This is a genomic window from Sphingobium salicis subsp. salicis, assembly GCF_049472635.1.
Classification (GTDB): domain Bacteria; phylum Pseudomonadota; class Alphaproteobacteria; order Sphingomonadales; family Sphingomonadaceae; genus Sphingobium; species Sphingobium yanoikuyae_A.
Genome location: NZ_JAYRCS010000001.1, coordinates 3,921,022 through 3,936,577 on the forward strand (window position 1 = coordinate 3,921,022; position 15,556 = coordinate 3,936,577).

Annotated in this window: 17 protein-coding genes; 9 read left to right on the forward strand and 8 right to left on the reverse strand. The window is 65.7% G+C overall.

The annotated features are described in order from the left end of the window. Nucleotides 1-52 precede the first annotated feature (52 nt). The gene (locus VHN57_RS18970; RefSeq protein ID WP_278985919.1) at nucleotides 53-2,410 is read right to left on the reverse strand and encodes a TonB-dependent receptor; all 2,358 of its coding nucleotides are present in this window, start codon (nucleotides 2,408-2,410) and stop codon (nucleotides 53-55) included. A gap of 174 nt (nucleotides 2,411-2,584) precedes the next feature. On the opposite strand from VHN57_RS18970, the gene VHN57_RS18975 reads away from it, so the two are divergent. The 4 genes from VHN57_RS18975 (at nucleotide 2,585) to VHN57_RS18990 (ending at nucleotide 6,171) form a co-directional block, all read left to right on the forward strand. After that, nucleotides 2,585-3,211: a TetR/AcrR family transcriptional regulator gene (locus tag VHN57_RS18975; protein WP_125988648.1), complete on the forward strand. Its 627-nt coding sequence runs from the start codon at nucleotides 2,585-2,587 to the stop codon at nucleotides 3,209-3,211. 102 nt (nucleotides 3,212-3,313) lie between these two features. Then, nucleotides 3,314-4,105 (forward strand): acid phosphatase, encoded by a 792-nt coding sequence (locus tag VHN57_RS18980; protein ID WP_072895136.1) that lies wholly within the window; start codon nucleotides 3,314-3,316, stop codon nucleotides 4,103-4,105. A gap of 46 nt (nucleotides 4,106-4,151) precedes the next feature. Beyond that, nucleotides 4,152-5,261: a histidinol-phosphate transaminase gene (gene hisC, locus VHN57_RS18985; protein ID WP_278985913.1), complete on the forward strand. Its 1,110-nt coding sequence runs from the start codon at nucleotides 4,152-4,154 to the stop codon at nucleotides 5,259-5,261. 4 nt (nucleotides 5,262-5,265) lie between these two features. Next, nucleotides 5,266-6,171 (forward strand): prephenate/arogenate dehydrogenase family protein, encoded by a 906-nt coding sequence (locus VHN57_RS18990; RefSeq protein WP_278985911.1) that lies wholly within the window; start codon nucleotides 5,266-5,268, stop codon nucleotides 6,169-6,171. On the opposite strand, the gene VHN57_RS18995 is transcribed toward VHN57_RS18990, so the two are convergent. Genes VHN57_RS18995 through ftsE form a run of 4 tightly spaced genes read right to left on the reverse strand, consistent with a single transcriptional unit; the run spans nucleotide 6,165 to nucleotide 9,024 of the window. Then, entirely contained in the window at nucleotides 6,165-6,881 is a 717-nt protein-coding gene (locus tag VHN57_RS18995) for a lysophospholipid acyltransferase family protein (protein WP_278985909.1), read from the reverse strand. The genes VHN57_RS18990 and VHN57_RS18995 overlap by 7 nt on opposite strands. Before the next feature lie 3 nt (nucleotides 6,882-6,884). Next, complete coding sequence (locus tag VHN57_RS19000; protein WP_004208935.1) at nucleotides 6,885-7,415, reverse strand: YdcF family protein; 531 nt, start codon at nucleotides 7,413-7,415, stop codon at nucleotides 6,885-6,887. After that, on the reverse strand, nucleotides 7,412-8,314 hold the full coding sequence (locus tag VHN57_RS19005) for a cell division protein FtsX (protein WP_278985906.1): 903 nt from the start codon (nucleotides 8,312-8,314) through the stop codon (nucleotides 7,412-7,414). The genes VHN57_RS19000 and VHN57_RS19005 overlap by 4 nt, the downstream gene beginning before the upstream one ends. Beyond that, nucleotides 8,314-9,024 (reverse strand): cell division ATP-binding protein FtsE, encoded by a 711-nt coding sequence (gene ftsE / locus VHN57_RS19010; protein WP_010338642.1) that lies wholly within the window; start codon nucleotides 9,022-9,024, stop codon nucleotides 8,314-8,316. The genes VHN57_RS19005 and ftsE overlap by 1 nt, the downstream gene beginning before the upstream one ends. Nucleotides 9,025-9,204: 180 nt before the next feature. Here ftsE and VHN57_RS19015 point away from each other — a divergent pair, with 180 nt between their 5' ends. Then, nucleotides 9,205-10,065 carry an MJ0042-type zinc finger domain-containing protein gene (locus tag VHN57_RS19015; RefSeq protein ID WP_423284895.1) on the forward strand — a complete coding sequence of 287 codons (861 nt, stop codon included), beginning with the start codon at nucleotides 9,205-9,207 and terminating at the stop codon, nucleotides 10,063-10,065. Nucleotides 10,066-10,089: 24 nt separating this feature from the next. Here VHN57_RS19015 and VHN57_RS19020 read toward each other — a convergent pair whose 3' ends face one another. After that, complete coding sequence (locus tag VHN57_RS19020) at nucleotides 10,090-10,995, reverse strand: pirin family protein (protein ID WP_278985899.1); 906 nt, start codon at nucleotides 10,993-10,995, stop codon at nucleotides 10,090-10,092. 22 nt (nucleotides 10,996-11,017) lie between these two features. Then, nucleotides 11,018-11,305 (reverse strand): BolA family protein, encoded by a 288-nt coding sequence (locus VHN57_RS19025; protein WP_004208941.1) that lies wholly within the window; start codon nucleotides 11,303-11,305, stop codon nucleotides 11,018-11,020. Between the two features lie 45 nt (nucleotides 11,306-11,350). Between VHN57_RS19025 and VHN57_RS19030 the strand changes: the two genes are divergently transcribed. Further along, on the forward strand, nucleotides 11,351-11,968 hold the full coding sequence (locus tag VHN57_RS19030) for a J domain-containing protein (protein ID WP_010338638.1): 618 nt from the start codon (nucleotides 11,351-11,353) through the stop codon (nucleotides 11,966-11,968). Nucleotides 11,969-12,082: 114 nt separating this feature from the next. Here the strand turns inward: VHN57_RS19030 and VHN57_RS19035 are convergent, their stop codons facing one another. Continuing rightward, nucleotides 12,083-12,352, reverse strand: coding sequence for a DUF1294 domain-containing protein (locus VHN57_RS19035; protein ID WP_278985897.1), 270 nt, complete (start codon nucleotides 12,350-12,352; stop codon nucleotides 12,083-12,085). 320 nt (nucleotides 12,353-12,672) lie between these two features. Here VHN57_RS19035 and VHN57_RS19040 point away from each other — a divergent pair, with 320 nt between their 5' ends. The 3 genes from VHN57_RS19040 (at nucleotide 12,673) to VHN57_RS19050 (ending at nucleotide 15,518) form a co-directional block, all read left to right on the forward strand. Beyond that, nucleotides 12,673-13,965 carry an Hsp70 family protein gene (locus VHN57_RS19040; RefSeq protein WP_278985895.1) on the forward strand — a complete coding sequence of 431 codons (1,293 nt, stop codon included), beginning with the start codon at nucleotides 12,673-12,675 and terminating at the stop codon, nucleotides 13,963-13,965. 86 nt (nucleotides 13,966-14,051) lie between these two features. Continuing rightward, the gene (gene cobS, locus VHN57_RS19045) at nucleotides 14,052-15,059 is read left to right on the forward strand and encodes a cobaltochelatase subunit CobS (RefSeq protein ID WP_004208944.1); all 1,008 of its coding nucleotides are present in this window, start codon (nucleotides 14,052-14,054) and stop codon (nucleotides 15,057-15,059) included. Between the two features lie 36 nt (nucleotides 15,060-15,095). Beyond that, nucleotides 15,096-15,518, forward strand: coding sequence for an OsmC family protein (locus tag VHN57_RS19050; protein WP_423284899.1), 423 nt, complete (start codon nucleotides 15,096-15,098; stop codon nucleotides 15,516-15,518). Nucleotides 15,519-15,556 lie beyond the last annotated feature (38 nt).

The window sequence follows — 15,556 nt, forward strand, 5'->3', positions numbered from 1 at the left end:
GGTTATGCAATGGTTCTCGACAGGCTCGAACCGAACGGATGGGAAACGCAGCTTAGAACTTGACCGACCCGGTCACGAACACCTGGCGCGGGTTGCCGTAGAAGGCGGTGAGCGTGCCTTCCTTGCCCAGCGAGGGGGTGGGATAGCCGGCCGCATTGTTGATGATCGCACCGGTCACCGGATTGGCCGCGACGAAGGTATAGCCCGAGGTCTTATATTCCTTGTCGAGCAGGTTCTTGCCATGGACGCCGATGCTCCAGCGATCGCTGGGCGCGGTATAGACCAGACTCGCATCCCACAGCGCATAGCCCTTCTGGTCGATATAGGGGTTGGGGATTTCAAACTGATAGGTCTTGGAGCGCCAGGAGACGGTGCTACCGAAATAGAGGCTGCCATCGCCCACCGGGACATTATAGCTGAGCGTGCCGCTGGCGGTCCATTTCGGCGTGTTCTGGACCCGACGATAGTCGGCGACATCGGTCGGCACGCTGGCAATATTGGCGATATATTCGCGATAATCGGCATCGATGAAGCCGATCGCGGTCTGCAGGTTCAGACGGTCGCCGCCGCTGAAGATGTCGCGGCCAAGGCGGGCATTGCTTTCGAACTCCAGCCCCTTGAAGCGCGCCTTGCCGGCGTTGGACACGACACCGCAGAAGGAGGGCGTCGCCACGCCACCGACATTGACGGTACAGGCGACCGAGCCGGGGATCTGCACATCCTTGTAATCGGCATAGAAGCCGGCGACCGCGACATAGAGGGCGCCATCCATCAGATTGCCCTTGTAGCCGACTTCATAGCTGTCGACCTGTTCGGGCGCGAAGCTGAGGAAGGAGGCTATTTCGCTGTCCTGACGAATGCCGTCGCCATTGAGGTCCGGCGCGTTGGTGCCGACCCCGCGCGGGTCGAAGCCGCCGCCCTTGAAGCCCTTGGAATAGCTGGCGTAGATATTGTGATCGGCGGTCGGCTTGTAGCTGACCGAGAAGCGCGGCGTGAACTTCTTGAACTCGCGCTCGCCCCGGAAATTGGTGCTGGGCGCGCCGAAGGGGATACCGGCGCCGTCGAACACCGGCGAGCCGCCACCCAGATAGCTTTGCCGCAGGATATTGGCCCGGCGCGTGTCCCAGGTATAGCGACCACCGGCCGACAGGCTGAACTGATCGGTCAGGTCGAAGCTCATGTCGCCGAACACGGCATAGGTTTCGGTATCGACATTGGCCTGGGTGAAGGCGGTCAGCCCGGCCACGGTGGTGAAGATGCGGGTATCGAACTGGGTGTCGGCGCTGGCATCGAGATAATAGAAGCCGACCATGCCGTGCAGCCGGCCCTTGTCATAGAGAAGCTGGAATTCCTGGCTGAGCTGCTCATTCTTGTAATAGGCCGGCACATCGACATCGACAGCGGGCAGCGCGTCAAAGTCGATCGGCGAGGCGCTGTCATCCTTGCGCCAGGCGCTGATCGAGCGCAGCGTCACCGCATCATTGAGTTCGGCCGTCAGGTTCATCGACAGGCCGTAGGACTTCACATATTGCTTGGGATCGACCAGCCCGCCACGGGTGTCGAACACATCGTCCAGCACCGGCGCGCCCGATGCCTGCCCCGGAATCAGGCGATGGCCGCCACGCGGGTTGCTGTTATCCTTGGTATAGTCGCCGGTGATGCGCATCAGCACCGGCGCGCCATAGCCGCCCATTTCGAAGGTGGCGCGGCCGGCCCAGATATCCTTGTTATAATTGTCCTGCCCGGTGGTGAGATTCTTGCCGAAGCCGCCGCGCGACAGGCGGGCAAAGGCACCACCCACGCGCATCAGGTCGCCGATCGGCGCCGACACGCTGATGATGCCATCGGCCTGATCATAGCTGCCATAGCTGCCCTTGAGCTTGAGCGAGAAGTCCTGCGGCAGCATCTTCGTGACATATTTGACCGCGCCGCCGATCGTGTTGCGGCCATAGAGCGTGCCCTGCGGCCCGCGCAGCACCTCGATCCGTTCGACATCATAGATGTCGAGCAGCGCGCCCTGCGGCCGGTTGAGATAGACATCGTCGAGATAGATGCCGACGCCCTGTTCGAAGCCGGAAACCGGATCCTGCTGGCCGACGCCGCGGATGAAGGCGGTCAGCGTCGAATTGGTGCCGCGCGACGCCTCCAGCGTGGTGTTGGGGGTGACATTGGCGAGGTCGCTGATGTCGATCGCCCCGCCCCGTTCCAGATCGGCGCCAGAGAAGGCGCTGACCGCAATCGGCACCGACACCAGCGTTTCCTCACGCCGGCGGGCGGTGACGATGATGCCGGCCTCTTCGGTGTCGGCGGCGGGCGCCGACGCGTCCTGCGCGAAGGCGGGGAATGCCATCGCGCCGGTCCAGGCGGCGGATGCGAGGGCAAGGGCACGAATGCTGTGATGGGCCTTCATCGGCGTTTCCTCTCCTGAAGCGGCCCCCGGTCATCCGGGTAGCCAATCTGCTTGCCCTTTGAATAATGAAAGTTGAACCAGCTTTCAACTTCAAATATGAGGGACGGTGAACAAGGCCACCAGACGTCCTCAAATGATTGAAAAGGCACGTATTGGCAGGCAGAGGGAGAGAGCATGACCGATCCGGCTTCCCCACGGGATGAGAGACGCGATGACAAGGCGCCACGCACCGCGCGGGGTGAACGCACGCTTCGCGCGCTGCTGTCGGCGGCGGCCGAGGAGTTTGGCGAAAAGGGATTTCACGACGGATCGATCAGCGGCATCACCCGCCGGGCGGGCTGCGCACTGGGCAGTTTCTACACCTATTTCGACAGCAAGGACGACATTTTCCGCGCGCTGGTCAACGACATGTCGGGCCAGGTGCGCGACTATGTCTCGCCGCGCATCGCCGATGCGCGCAACGGGATCGAGGCGGAGCGGATCGGCCTGCTGAGCTTTCTGGAGTTCGCCCGCGCTCACAAGGAAATCTACCGCATCATCGACGAGGCCGAGTTCGTCGACCAGGCCGCCTATCGCGCCCATTATGAGAATACCGCCACCCGCATGGCCGCGCGCCTGAAGAAAGCCGCGCAGCAGGGCGACGTGCGCGCGGACGTGGAAGAGGTCCATGCCTGGGCGATCATGGGGATGAACGTGTTCCTGGGGCTGCGCTATGGCGTGTGGGACGACAGCCGCCCCGCACAGGAGATTGCCGACATCGCCAACGCGTTGATCGAGAAGGGGATCGGCAAGCGCGCTTGAGGGTTGCACCGCTGCCGCCTATCGGGACAAGCACCGATGGTCGCGCCCTGCCTCTGCTGATAGGGCCGGGCGTCAGGCCCCAAAGCAAAAGGCGGACAGGCGATGCGCACACTCCATAAACAGACATTCCTTCTGGCATCGATCCTGCTGGTCAGCGGCTGTGCGACCACCGCCACGCCGCCGTCGGCCAGCGCCCCGGTGCCGCCGACCACGATCGAGGCAGTCGGGCAACTGACCAAGGCCATCCCCTTTCCGCGCGGCTATCTCGACCCCGCCGCCCTGCCCAACAGCCTGACCCTGCTGCCGCCCCCGCCCGCCCCCGGCACCGCCGCCAAGGCGGCCGACGAGGAAGCCTATCGCGCCGCGCTCGCCGCGCCGGCCGATCGCCAGGCGCTGGCCGCGTCGGACGCAGACCTGGGCTGGCCGCACATGGTCCAGTCATTCGAGCCGATCGCCGGCCTGTCGCTGTCGGACGGCACCCACCCGCACCTCACCATGTTGCTGCGCCGCGCGGCGGCGGACGCCGCCTTCTCCACCTCGCGCGCCAAGGGCCATTATCAGCGGGTGCGCCCGTTCGTGGAGCATGACGGCAATACCTGCCGCCCGCAGGACGAGCCGATGCTGCGCAAGGATGGCTCCTATCCATCAGGCCATACTGCGATCGGCTGGATGCTGGCGCTGGTCCTGACCGATGTCATGCCCGACAAGCAGGATGCCCTGCTCAAGCGCGGTTATGAATTTGGCGAGAGCCGGGTCATCTGTCGCGCCCATTGGCTGAGCGACACGCTGGCAGGGCGGGTCGTGGCATCGGCCACCTATGCGCGGTTGCAGTCCGATCCGGTGTTCCGTGCCCAGCGCGAACTGGCCCGGCAGGAATTGGCAGCGCCGCGCTGATCCAGCCGCTTTGCCTTTGGCGCGGAAGCCGCTAAAGCCGCGCTCCATGAGCGACGCTGCAGCAAAACCCGCCCCCAAGGACTGGATTCTCGGCATTCATGCCTATGTGCCGGGCAAGTCCTCCGCCGATGACGGCCGGCCGCTGATCAAGCTGTCCGCCAACGAGAACCCGCTCGGCACCGGTGCGGCCGCCCGCGCGGCACTGGTGGCGGCGACGGCGGACCTGGCCACCTATCCCGATCCGGGCGCGGCCAGGCTGCGCGAGGCGATCGGTGCGGTCCATGGGCTTGATCCGGCGCGCATCATCTATGGCACCGGGTCGGACGAACTGCTGCACATCGCCGCCAGCGCCTATGCCGGGCCGGGCGACGAGGTGCTCTACGTCCGCTACGGCTTTTCGGTCTATGACATCGCCGCCCGCCGCGTCGGCGCGACGCCGATCGAGGCGCCCGACGCCGATTATGCGACCGATGTCGATGCGCTGCTGGCTGCCGTGACGGAGAAGACCAAGGTCGTCTTCCTTGCCAATCCCAACAACCCGACCGGCACCATGACCAGCCGGGAAGAGATTGCGCGGCTGCACGCCGGGCTGCGCCCCGATATCCTGTTCGTGCTGGACCAGGCCTATGCCGAATATCTGGACGCGGACGAGGATGATGCGGGGCTGGAACTGGCGAAGACCGCCAGCAACGTGTTCGTCACCCGCACCTTCTCGAAAATCTATGGCCTGGCGGCCGAACGGATCGGCTGGGGCTATGCCAGCCAGGACGTCATCGACATCCTCCATCGTATCCGCGCGCCGTTCAACGTGACCACCGCCGGCCAGGCCGCTGCGGTCGCCGCGATCCAGGATAATGAATGGGTCGAGGCGAGCCGCGCCCATAATGCGCAATGGCGCGAATGGCTGGCGGGCGAGATCGCGTCGCTGTCCAACCACGGCCTGCGCGCCGTGCCCAGCCGGACCAATTTCCTGCTGATCCTGTTCGACGGCAAGCTAACCGCCGAGGCGGCGATGAAGGGGCTGTGGGACGAGGGCTATGCCACGCGCTGGCTGCCCGGCCAGGGCCTGCCCAACGGGTTGCGCATCACCATCGGCACCGAGGAACAGACCCGCGCCGTCGCGGCCAAGCTGCGCGCCATGGCGGAGGCGGCCTGACGCGATGCTGCCCTTTTCCCGTGTCACCATCATCGGCCTTGGCCTGATCGGATCCTCGCTGGCGCGGGCGATCCGCGAATATATGCCGACCGTCCGCGTCACCGGCCATGATGCCGATCCGGACGTGCGCGAAACCGCCCGCCGCATCGACCTGTGCGATGACATCACCGATACCGCCGGCGCATCCGTCACCGACGCCGAACTGGTGATATTGTGCGTGCCGGTGCGCGCCATGGGCGCGGCGGCGGCAGAGATTGCCGACGAACTGCCGGCCGACGCGATCATCAGCGATGTGGGTTCATGCAAGGCGGACGTGCTGGCGCAGCTCAATGCCGCCCTGCCCGGCCGCATCATCATCCCGGCGCACCCGGTGGCCGGCACCGAAAATAGCGGGCCGGAAGCGGGCTTTGCCACCCTGTTCAAGGGGCGCTGGTCGATCGTCACCCCGCCCGCCGATGCCGATCCGGCGGCGGTCGAGCGGGTGTCGGAACTGTGGCGCCGGGTCGGCGCCGATGTCGAGACGATGGACCCGGCGCATCATGACCTGGTGCTGGCGGTGACCAGCCATTTGCCGCATCTGATCGCCTATACGATCGTCGGCACGGCCAGTGATCTGGAGAATGTCACCCAGAGCGAGGTGATCAAATATTCGGCCGGCGGTTTCCGCGACTTTACCCGCATTGCCGCGTCGGACCCGACCATGTGGCGCGACGTGTTCCTGGCGAACAAGGACGCGGTGCTGGAAATGCTGCAGCGTTTCTCGGAGGATCTGTCAGCCCTGCAGCGGGCGATCCGCTGGAATGACGGTGACACGCTGTTCAACCTGTTCACCCGCACCCGCGCCATCCGCCGGTCGATCATCGAACAGGGCCAGGACGACGCCAAGCCCGACTTCGGCCGGTCTCACTGACCGATAAGGGCTGAAGCCGGGTTGAGCGCGTTGATCGCGGCGTGGACGCGGACCTCGGCTTCCTTGCGGTCGAGGCCGGTGGGGACGATCTCACCCACCTTGTAGGTGATGGTGCCGGGGCGCTTGAGGAACTTGCCGCGCGGTGAGACGACGCCGCTGTCGATCGCGATCGGCACCACCGGCAGGCCGAGCAGGCTGTAGAGGCCGGCAAAGCCCGACTTGAGCGGCGGCGCTTCGCCATGGGGCACGCGCGTCCCTTCGGGGAACAGACAGACCGCCCGCCCCTGCGCCACGGCATCCTTGGCGGAAGCGCGCAGGCTGCGCAGCGCACTGGCGCCGGCAGTCCGCTCGATCGGGATCAGGCCATAGCGGCGCGCGATGCCGCCCCAGAAGGGAATGTCGAGCAGTTCGCGCTTCGCGCCGATCACCGGCCGGTCGAACAGGCAGAGCAGGTCGATCGTCTCGAACATCGATTCATGCTTGATGATGTAGAGATAGGGACCGATCGGCAGGTCGCCATCGACCACGATCCGCTGCCCCAATATCCAGCGCACGCAAAGGCGATGAAAACGGCTCCAGCCGGTCGCCGCCGACTGGACATGCGCGGGCTTGAACATCCCGCCGATGACGGCCGCCAGCACGAAGAAGGCCGTGCCGACATAGAAGGCCAGCATGAAGATAAGCGAGCGAAGGGCAGTGAACAGGGTCATGGATCAGATACCAAAGAGCGCGGCCACGCGGCGCGCGAGATATTTATTATATTCCCGCACCAATATGGTGAGGCTGGGACGGCTGGGCACCGCGTCATAGACAAGGTTGATGCGGCCCGGAAGCGCCTGACGCAGTTCGAGCGCGGAACGGCGCATATGCCAGTCGGTGGTGATGAGGCGGACGCTCTTATAATCGCGCCGTTCCAGCCAGCGCGCCGTCTCGATCGCGTTGGAGCGGGTGTCGATCGCCTCGCGCCCCAGGGTGATGCAGCAGGTGAAGAGCGACAGGCGCGTCTTATATTCGGCCGCCAGTTCGACCGGGCGGACCGAGCGGTCGACCCCCGAAATCAGCATGCGCTTGGCCGCGCCTTCCTGCAGCAGGGCCAGCCCCCGGTCGATCCGGCCGGCACCGCCGGTCAGCACGACGATCGCATCGGTCTGTCGCCCGTCGAGCGGCTGGGGCAGGAACATCGCGAACCAGGCAAAGCCCAGCATCCAGCCGAGCAGCGTAACGGCGATCAGGCGGACGATCATAGCGAGCGCCCGAGTGCGCGCAGCACGGTCCAGCGGCCGGTGAGCGTCGACAGGAGAATGCCGGCAATCGGCAGCGCCGCAAGCAGCGCCCAACTGGTCCAGGGCAAGGCGACCGCACCCATCAGCTGCGATCCGGTGGCCGACAGGCGTGCGCCGATCAGCAGGATCACCAGCACGGCGAAGGAAAAGCCCAATGCGCCGCCCGTGGTGGCGTCGAGCGCGATCCGGCGCTGGAACAGGCGGGCGATCTGCACATCGGTCGCGCCCATCAGGTGCAGCACCTCGATCGTGGTGCGATGACTGTCATGCGCGCCGCGCGCGGCGAGCACGACGACGGCCCCGGTGGCGAGGCCCATCAGCAGCACCAACCCGCCCGACAACCAGCCCAGCGCCGTGAGCAGGCCGGCCAACGGCGCAAGGAAGGCGGCATGAGGTTCGACCCGCAGGCTGGGCGACAGGGTGGCGAGCGACCGGCGCAACCGGTCGACCTTGGCCGCCGCATTGCCCGGCGTCAGGCTGACGTCGATCAGCGCCGGGATCGGCAGGTCGCCGCTGGTCACATCGGCGCCGAGCCAGGGACGCAGTTGCTGCGCCAGCGTCGCGGCCGGGACCGGTGCGATCTGGCGCACATCGCGATTGCCGCGCAGCGCCTGTTGCACGCGGGCGGAGAGACGGTCGCGCTGCTGTGCATCGGCCTCCACCACCTGAACCGTGGCGCGGCCGGCCAGATCGGCGCTCATCGCGCGGACGGCGGTGCCAAGGCCGAGGCCAGCCGCAGCGGCCAGCACGGTCAGGAACATCATGATCGCGATGATCCAGGGCATCGGCCCCGCCACCCGACCGGCGGGCAGCAGGCGATGGCGCGCGGCCGCGGCGCTGCGACGATTGCCCCCGGCCATCAGACGCCACCCTGCGGGCGGGGCGGATAGCGCAGCGCGCCGGTGGGATCGGCCAGCCGGCCCTTGTCCAGCCGCATCATCTGCGCACTCGCCACCTGGGCCATCAGCGGCAGGTCATGGGTGGCCACGACGATGGTCGTGCCGAGGCGGTTGAGCGCTTCGAACAGGGTCATCAGGCGGCGGGCCATGTCCGCGTCGACGTTACCGGTCGGTTCGTCGGCGACCAGAATCTCCGGCCGGCCGATCACCGCACGGGCGATGGCGACGCGCTGCTGCTCCCCGCCCGACAGGGTGGCGGGCCGCGCCTGACCGCGATCGCCCAGCCCCACCCAGTTCAGCATTTCACTGACCGGCGCGTCGATCTCGCTTTCCTCCATGCCCGCGACCCGCAGCGGCAGGGCGATATTGTCATAGGCGGACAGATGCGGGACCAGCCGGAAATCCTGGAACACGACGCCGATGCGGCGGCGGAAGCCGGGCAGGCGCTTGCGGGGGAGTGTCACCACATCCTCGCCGAACAGGCGGATCACGCCGCGACTGGGCCGCTGGGCGAGATAAAGGAGCTTCAGCAGGGATGTCTTGCCCGCGCCCGAGCTGCCGGTGAGGAAATAAAAATCGCCGCTGTTGAGCGAGAAGCTGACGTCGGACAGGGTCTCGCTGTCCAGACCATAGCGCAGGCCGACATTTTCGAACTGGACGATGGCCGACATAAGTGACGTGTGGCGCCGATGCGCTCCCTGCTTCCCCGAAGCCCTGCCATGGCACAGGCGGCGGGGACGCGTAAAGGGCAGGCCGACAAACTATCCCGCGCAATGCCGCGAGTCGCGCTCATGAGCGGGTCTGTGTTTCAGACTCTTGCCCTAGAGTCCCTGCCATGCCTATGAAGCAGAATGATCCTGGTGTGCCCCAATTGCGCGACGCGCTACATCGTGCCCGACACCGCCGTCGGCCCGGACGGACGCCAGGTGCGGTGCGCCGCCTGCAAGCATAGCTGGTTCCAGGAAGGCCCCACTCCCGCGCCGCGCGAAGAGGTGCCCGAAACGGTCGCTCCCGCGCCGGTCGCGCCGCCCCCGCCACCCGCTCCTCCGCCACCGCCGCCGCCGCCCGTGGAAGCCGCGCCCGCCGAAGCGCCGATGCGATTCACGCCGGCGCCCGAGCCGGAACCGGTCGCCCCCGTGCAGCCGGAGGCCGCTGCCCCGCCGCCGGTCGAACCTGCGGCCGAGCCGACGCCGGCGATCGCGCCCGATTACCGGTTCGACGACATTTATGCCGGCGTATCGCAGCCGGCCGAAGAGGTGCCACCGCCGCCGTCACTGCCGGCCAAGCGTCGGCGCAATGGCGCCAAGCTGCTGACCTGGGCCGCCGTCCTCTTCTTCCTGCTGGTCGCGGCCGCAGGTGCTGCGCTCCATTATTTCGGGCCGCCGGCCTGGGCGGTGAATATGGGCCTGGTCGCCGAAGAGGGCGATCCGGACCTGCTCTTCTATCTCTCCAAGCCTGCCGAGCGGCGCAAGCTGCCGACCGGGGAGGAATATTTCGCCTTTGGCGCGCGGATCGTGAACAGCGGCAAGCAGGCGCTGCCGGTGCCGCCGGTGCTGGTGCAGCTGCGCGACCGGCAGAACCGACTGGTGTTCAGCTGGACCACCAAGGCGGACAAGGCCCGGCTGAAGCCCGGCGAGGAAGCGTCGATCAACGAAAGCCGGATCGACATTCCCAAGAATGCCGAGAATCTCTCGCTGACCTTCGTGGAGTAAGAAGATCCGGGGCGACCCGAACCGTCAGGGGTAACTGACGGTCTTGGGCCGGCCCTGCGGGATCGGGATAAATTCCTGATCATCGCCCGGTATCAGCGGGAAGCGCATCGCTTCCCAATCCTCGCGCGCCTGCATCAGCCGCTCCTTGGTCGAGGACACGAAATTCCACCAGACATGGCGCGGGGTCGCGAACGCCTCGCCACCACACAGGACCAGATTGGCGCCCTGATCGCTGTGCAGCGTCGCGGGCACGCCGGGGCGCAGCACATAGAGGGTCTGGGGCAGCAGCTCGACGCCGTCGAGCGTGGCCGCCCCCTGCCAGAGATAGAGCGCCCGTTCTTCCGCGATCGCATCGACCGGGATCGAGCCGCCGGGACGCAGCTGGATGTCGGCATAGATGGTGTCGGCATAGGTCGAGACCTGTGCCGTCTCGCCCCAGAGCGTGCCCATGATGACCCGCGCCCAGGAGGCATGATCCTCCAGCACCGGCAGGCCGCCGCCCTCGACATGCTCGAAGGCCGGGTCGCATTCCTCGTCACGGTCCGGCAAGGCGAGCCAGGTCTGGATCGCCAGCAATTTCTTGTCATGGCCGCGATCGGCAGGCGGGGTGCGTTCCGAATGGACGATGCCCCTGCCCGCGGTCATCAGATTGACCGCGCCGGGGCCGATCAACTGCTGCGTGCCCAGCGAATCGCGATGGAGGAACGTCCCGTCCAGCATGTAGGTGACGGTGGCGAGGTTGATGTGCGGATGGGGGCGGACGTCCACCCCCTGCCCCGTCGGCAACAGCGCCGGCCCTGCCTGGTCGAAGAAGATGAAGGGGCCGACCATGGTCCGCTCCTTCGCCGGGAGCGCGCGATGCACCTTGAAGTCACCCAGATCATGGGTCGTTGGCGTGATCGTCTGCAGCAGCAAATTGTCGCTCGACATGGGACGGCTCCTGTCGTTGGGGTCAGGCTTCTCCGGGCGCGCGGGCCTTGATCGCGAGGGCGTGGACCTTGTCGCGCAGTAGGTCGGCGAGCGCGGCATTGACCAGGCGCTGGCGGGCGACGCGGCTCTGGCCGACGAACCGTTCGGCGACGATCTCAACGGTGAAATGGCTTTCGCCCGAGCCGTCATGGCCGGCATGGCCGCGATGCTTTTCGCTGTCGTCGATGACGGCGAGATGGGCAGGAGTCAGGGCGGCGCGCAGCCGCGCCTCGATTTCGGTGGCGACAGGGCCTTTGAGGTCGGTGGTCATGCGCCCTATATAGGCTGCTTTGCCAGCCATTCCATCAGGACAATCTTGAGCAGCGATCCCTTCTCGACCCGTCGTTTCAACCGTTTCCATGGCCGCGTGGAAAGCGACCGCCCCTGCGCCGTGCCCGGTTGCCCGGAACCGGGCGAATTTCGCGCGCCATTGCAGGAAGGCCACCGGTCGCATCACGAGGGGCCGCAATGGCGCTGGCTGTGCCTAGACCATGTCCGCGCCTTCAACCAGGGCTATAATTTCTTCACCGGCATGAGTCCGGAGGAAATTGCCGCTGCCCAGCGCCCCTATGCCGGCTGGGAGCGGGAGACCCGCGCCTTTTCCAGCAATGCCGCCAGCCCGCCGCCCAAATGGTCGGACTTCCAGGATCCGCTCGACGCGATCGGCGCCAAATTCAAGGAACGGGTGGCCAAGGCGCGGGCCGATGCGCAGGTGCGGCAGGATGGGCAATTTCTGTCATCCGAGGATCGCAAGGCGCTGTCGGTGATGGGCCTGCCGATCGACGCCGACCGCAAGGCGCTGCGCACCCGCTATACCGAATTGCTGCGCCGCTATCATCCCGACCATAATGGCGGCGACCGCACCAAGGAGGGGCAGCTGCAGAATGTGATCGAGGCCTATGGCCATCTGCGCAAGGCGCCGGTGTTCGCTTAGGCAGGTTCGCCGCTAGAGCGTCTTCCAATCAGGTGAATCACCTGATGACTCGGAAAACGCGCCGAAAAGGGAGCTTAGAGCAGTCGAGCCGACGCAGTCGGATCGGAATCTGCTCTAGAACAGGAACCAGCCGATCAGGACGCCGACCTGCACCACCGCGATGACCATCAACTGGGTGGAGAAGGGTTCCTTGCGCGTCTTGTGACGGAACAGACGACGGGCAGCAAAGGCGCCAGGCGTGCCGCCAATGAAGGCCAGCATCAGGAGGTTCGCCTCCGGCACGCGCCGTTCGCCGGCGATCGCCTGCATCTTGTTCGCCTTGAACATCAGCATGGTCCAGCCGTTGATCGCGAGGAAGAGGATGGTGAGGATGACAATAAGCATCGAGCATTCATGGCCGACCCGTTTTAACAAGCGGTTTCCGTCCAATTGCCGATGGTTCAAAATAGGAAGAGATTGCGCTTAACTTCGCATATTTCCCGCACATTTTGACATTTAAATTCCAACATCCGTAATTTCATTACAATAAACTGTTGACGATCGACGATGGGAAAGAGCTGTTTTCGGCATAGCATCCTGGCCGACCTGTAGGACAGTCACGGGACCGAAATCGGCCGCAGCCGCGCCAGGGAAGCATTTGGCTCGCTATTGCAGCAAGGCTGTAGCCCTGCCATAGGCGCCGCCCCCTTCCCCCGGAGACATATATGCAGACCCTGCCCCGCGCCCTGGGCCTTGATTTCGGCACGACCAACAGCGTCGCCGCCATCGCCGATGCCGGCCAATCGGAGCTGGTCGAATTTGTCGGCGAACAGGCGAGCGGCGCGGTTTTCCGGTCTGCCCTGTGCTTCTGGCACGACAGCCATGTGAAGGGCGGCATGGCGCATGAGGCTGGCCCCTGGGCGATCAGTGAATATCTGGAATTTCCCGAGGACAGCCGGTTCCTGCAATCCTTCAAGTCGGTGGCGGCCAGCCCGATCTTCGAAAGCGCCAGCATCTTCGAGAAACGCTATCGCTTCGAGGAGCTGGGGCAGATGTTCCTGGGGAAGATGATCGGCCATGCCGGCGGCACACTGGACAAGAGACCGGAACGGATCGTCGTCGGCCGGCCGGTCGAATATGCCGGCGCCCGGCCCGACGAGGCGCTGGCGCGGCAGCGCTATGACGCGATGTTCGCCGGCTTCGGCAGCGAGATCCATTATGTCTATGAGCCGCTGGGCGCGGCGTTCAGCTATGCCAGCCGGCTCGACAGCGCGGCGACCATCCTGGTCGCGGATTTCGGCGGCGGCACCAGCGACTTTTCGCTGGTACGGGTCGAGGCGCCGGGCGCGGCGCGCCGCTGCGTGCCGCTGGGATCGGCGGGCATTGGCCTGGCCGGTGACCGGTTCGACTATCGCATCATGGACCAGCTGGTGCTGCCGATGCTGGGCAAGGGCGGCGCCTACACCTCCTTCGGCAAGGAACTGGAGATACCGCGCAGCTATTTCGCCGATTTCGCCGACTGGTCGCGCCTGGCGCTGATGCGCAACCGGCGGACGATGGACGAGCTGGCCAAATTGCAGAAGGCGGCGCGCGATCCCGCCGCGATCGGCCGGATGATCACCGTGATCGAGAAGGAACTGGGCTATCCACTCTATGATGCGGTCGGCGCGCTGAAGCGGGCCTTGTCGGACGCCGACAATGCCACCTTCCGCTTCGAAGGCGGCGGCATCAGAATCGAGACCGAGGTCGCTCGCGCCGATTTCGAGCGCTGGATCGCGGCCGACATCGCCGCGATCGAGGCGACCGTCGACAAGGCGCTGGCCAAGGCCAATGTCGCCCCGGAAAGCATCGACCGGGTGTTCCTGACCGGCGGATCGTCGCTGATCCCGGCGATCCGCGACATCTTCTTCCGCCGCTTCGGCCGCGACCGGATCGCCACCGGCGGCGAGCTGACATCGATCGCCCATGGGCTGGCATTGGTCGGACAGGAGGCCAATCTGACCGAATGGGCCGCTTGATCGCCGGCCACCTAGCCCCCACTGTCTCGACACACCCTTGCCCGATCGTTTAGGGCGAGAGTGACTCGCAGGAAGATGATGACGACATGACCGACATTTCCAACATCCAGCCCGATGCCCGTTCCGAGACGCTGATGGAGGCGCCCGACCGCGAAGTCGATGTGCGCGAGATGTTCGGCATCGACATCGACATGAAGGTTCCGGCCTTTTCCCAGGCCGACGAGCGCGTGCCCGACCTCGACCCCGCCTATGTGTTCGACCCGGACACCACGTTGGCGATCCTGGCCGGTTTCGCCTTCAACCGCCGCGTCATGGTGCAGGGCTATCATGGCACCGGCAAGTCGAGCCATATCGAGCAGATCGCCGCGCGCCTGAAATGGCCGTGCATCCGCATCAACCTGGACGCGCATATCAGCCGCATCGATCTGGTCGGGCGCGACGCGATCGTGCTGAAGGACGGTCAGCAGGTCACCGAGTTCAAGGAAGGCCTGCTGCCCTGGTCGCTGCAGCGCCCGGTCGCCCTGGTGTTCGACGAATATGATGCCGGCCGCCCGGACGTGATGTTCGTGATCCAGCGCGTGCTGGAAACCGACGGCAAGATGACGCTGCTCGATCAGAATCGGGTGATCCGGCCGAACCCGCATTTCCGCCTGTTCGCGACCGCCAACACGGTCGGCCTGGGCGACACGACCGGCCTCTATCATGGCACGCAGCAGATCAACCAGGGCCAGATGGACCGCTGGAACCTGGTGGTGGCGCTCAATTACCTGCCCGCCGCGACCGAGGCGCAGGTGGTGCTGGCCAAGTCGGGCGAATATGATCATGAGGGCGGCCGCAAGGAAGTCGAGAGCATGATCAAGGTGGCGGAACTGACCCGCCAGGGCTTCATCAACGGCGATATCTCGACCGTGATGTCGCCCCGCACCGTGATCAGCTGGGCGCAGAATGCGCTGATCTTCAAGGATGTCGGCTTCGCCTTCCGCCTCTCCTTCCTCAACAAGTGCGATGAGGCGGAACGGCCGCTGGTGGCGGAATATTATCAGCGCGTCTTTGGCAAGGATCTGCCCGAGAGCGTGGCGAGCCGCGCGAACTGAACCTTCGCACGGCCCCTTGAACGAGAGGGCAGACCCATGATCGTCGTCGAACGGATCGACCCCAATGGCGGCAGTGCGCACCGGATCAGCATCCGGGGCCATGAGATCGTCGCCGACATGTCGGCACCCGACGGCCATGACGCCGGGCCGGACCCGCATGACCTGTATGATTCGGCGCTGGGTGCGTGCAAGGCGATGACCATGCTCTGGTATGCCCAGCGCAACGACATTCCGGTCGAGAATATCCATGTCGGCGTGGTGCGCGATGCGAGCCAGGAGCGGGCCGGCATCTACAAGCTGACCACCCGCATCGCCGTGACCGGCCCGATGAGCGACGAGCAGCATGAAAAGCTGATCGCGGTCGCGGCCAAATGCCCGGTCCACAAGCTGATGAGCGAGGTCGAGACCCAGATCGAGACCGTCGCCGTGCCGCGCGTGCGCGATCCGGAGGGCCGGTGAACGCTGGCCCGCGCCCGCGCTTGGCATTATGATGGATA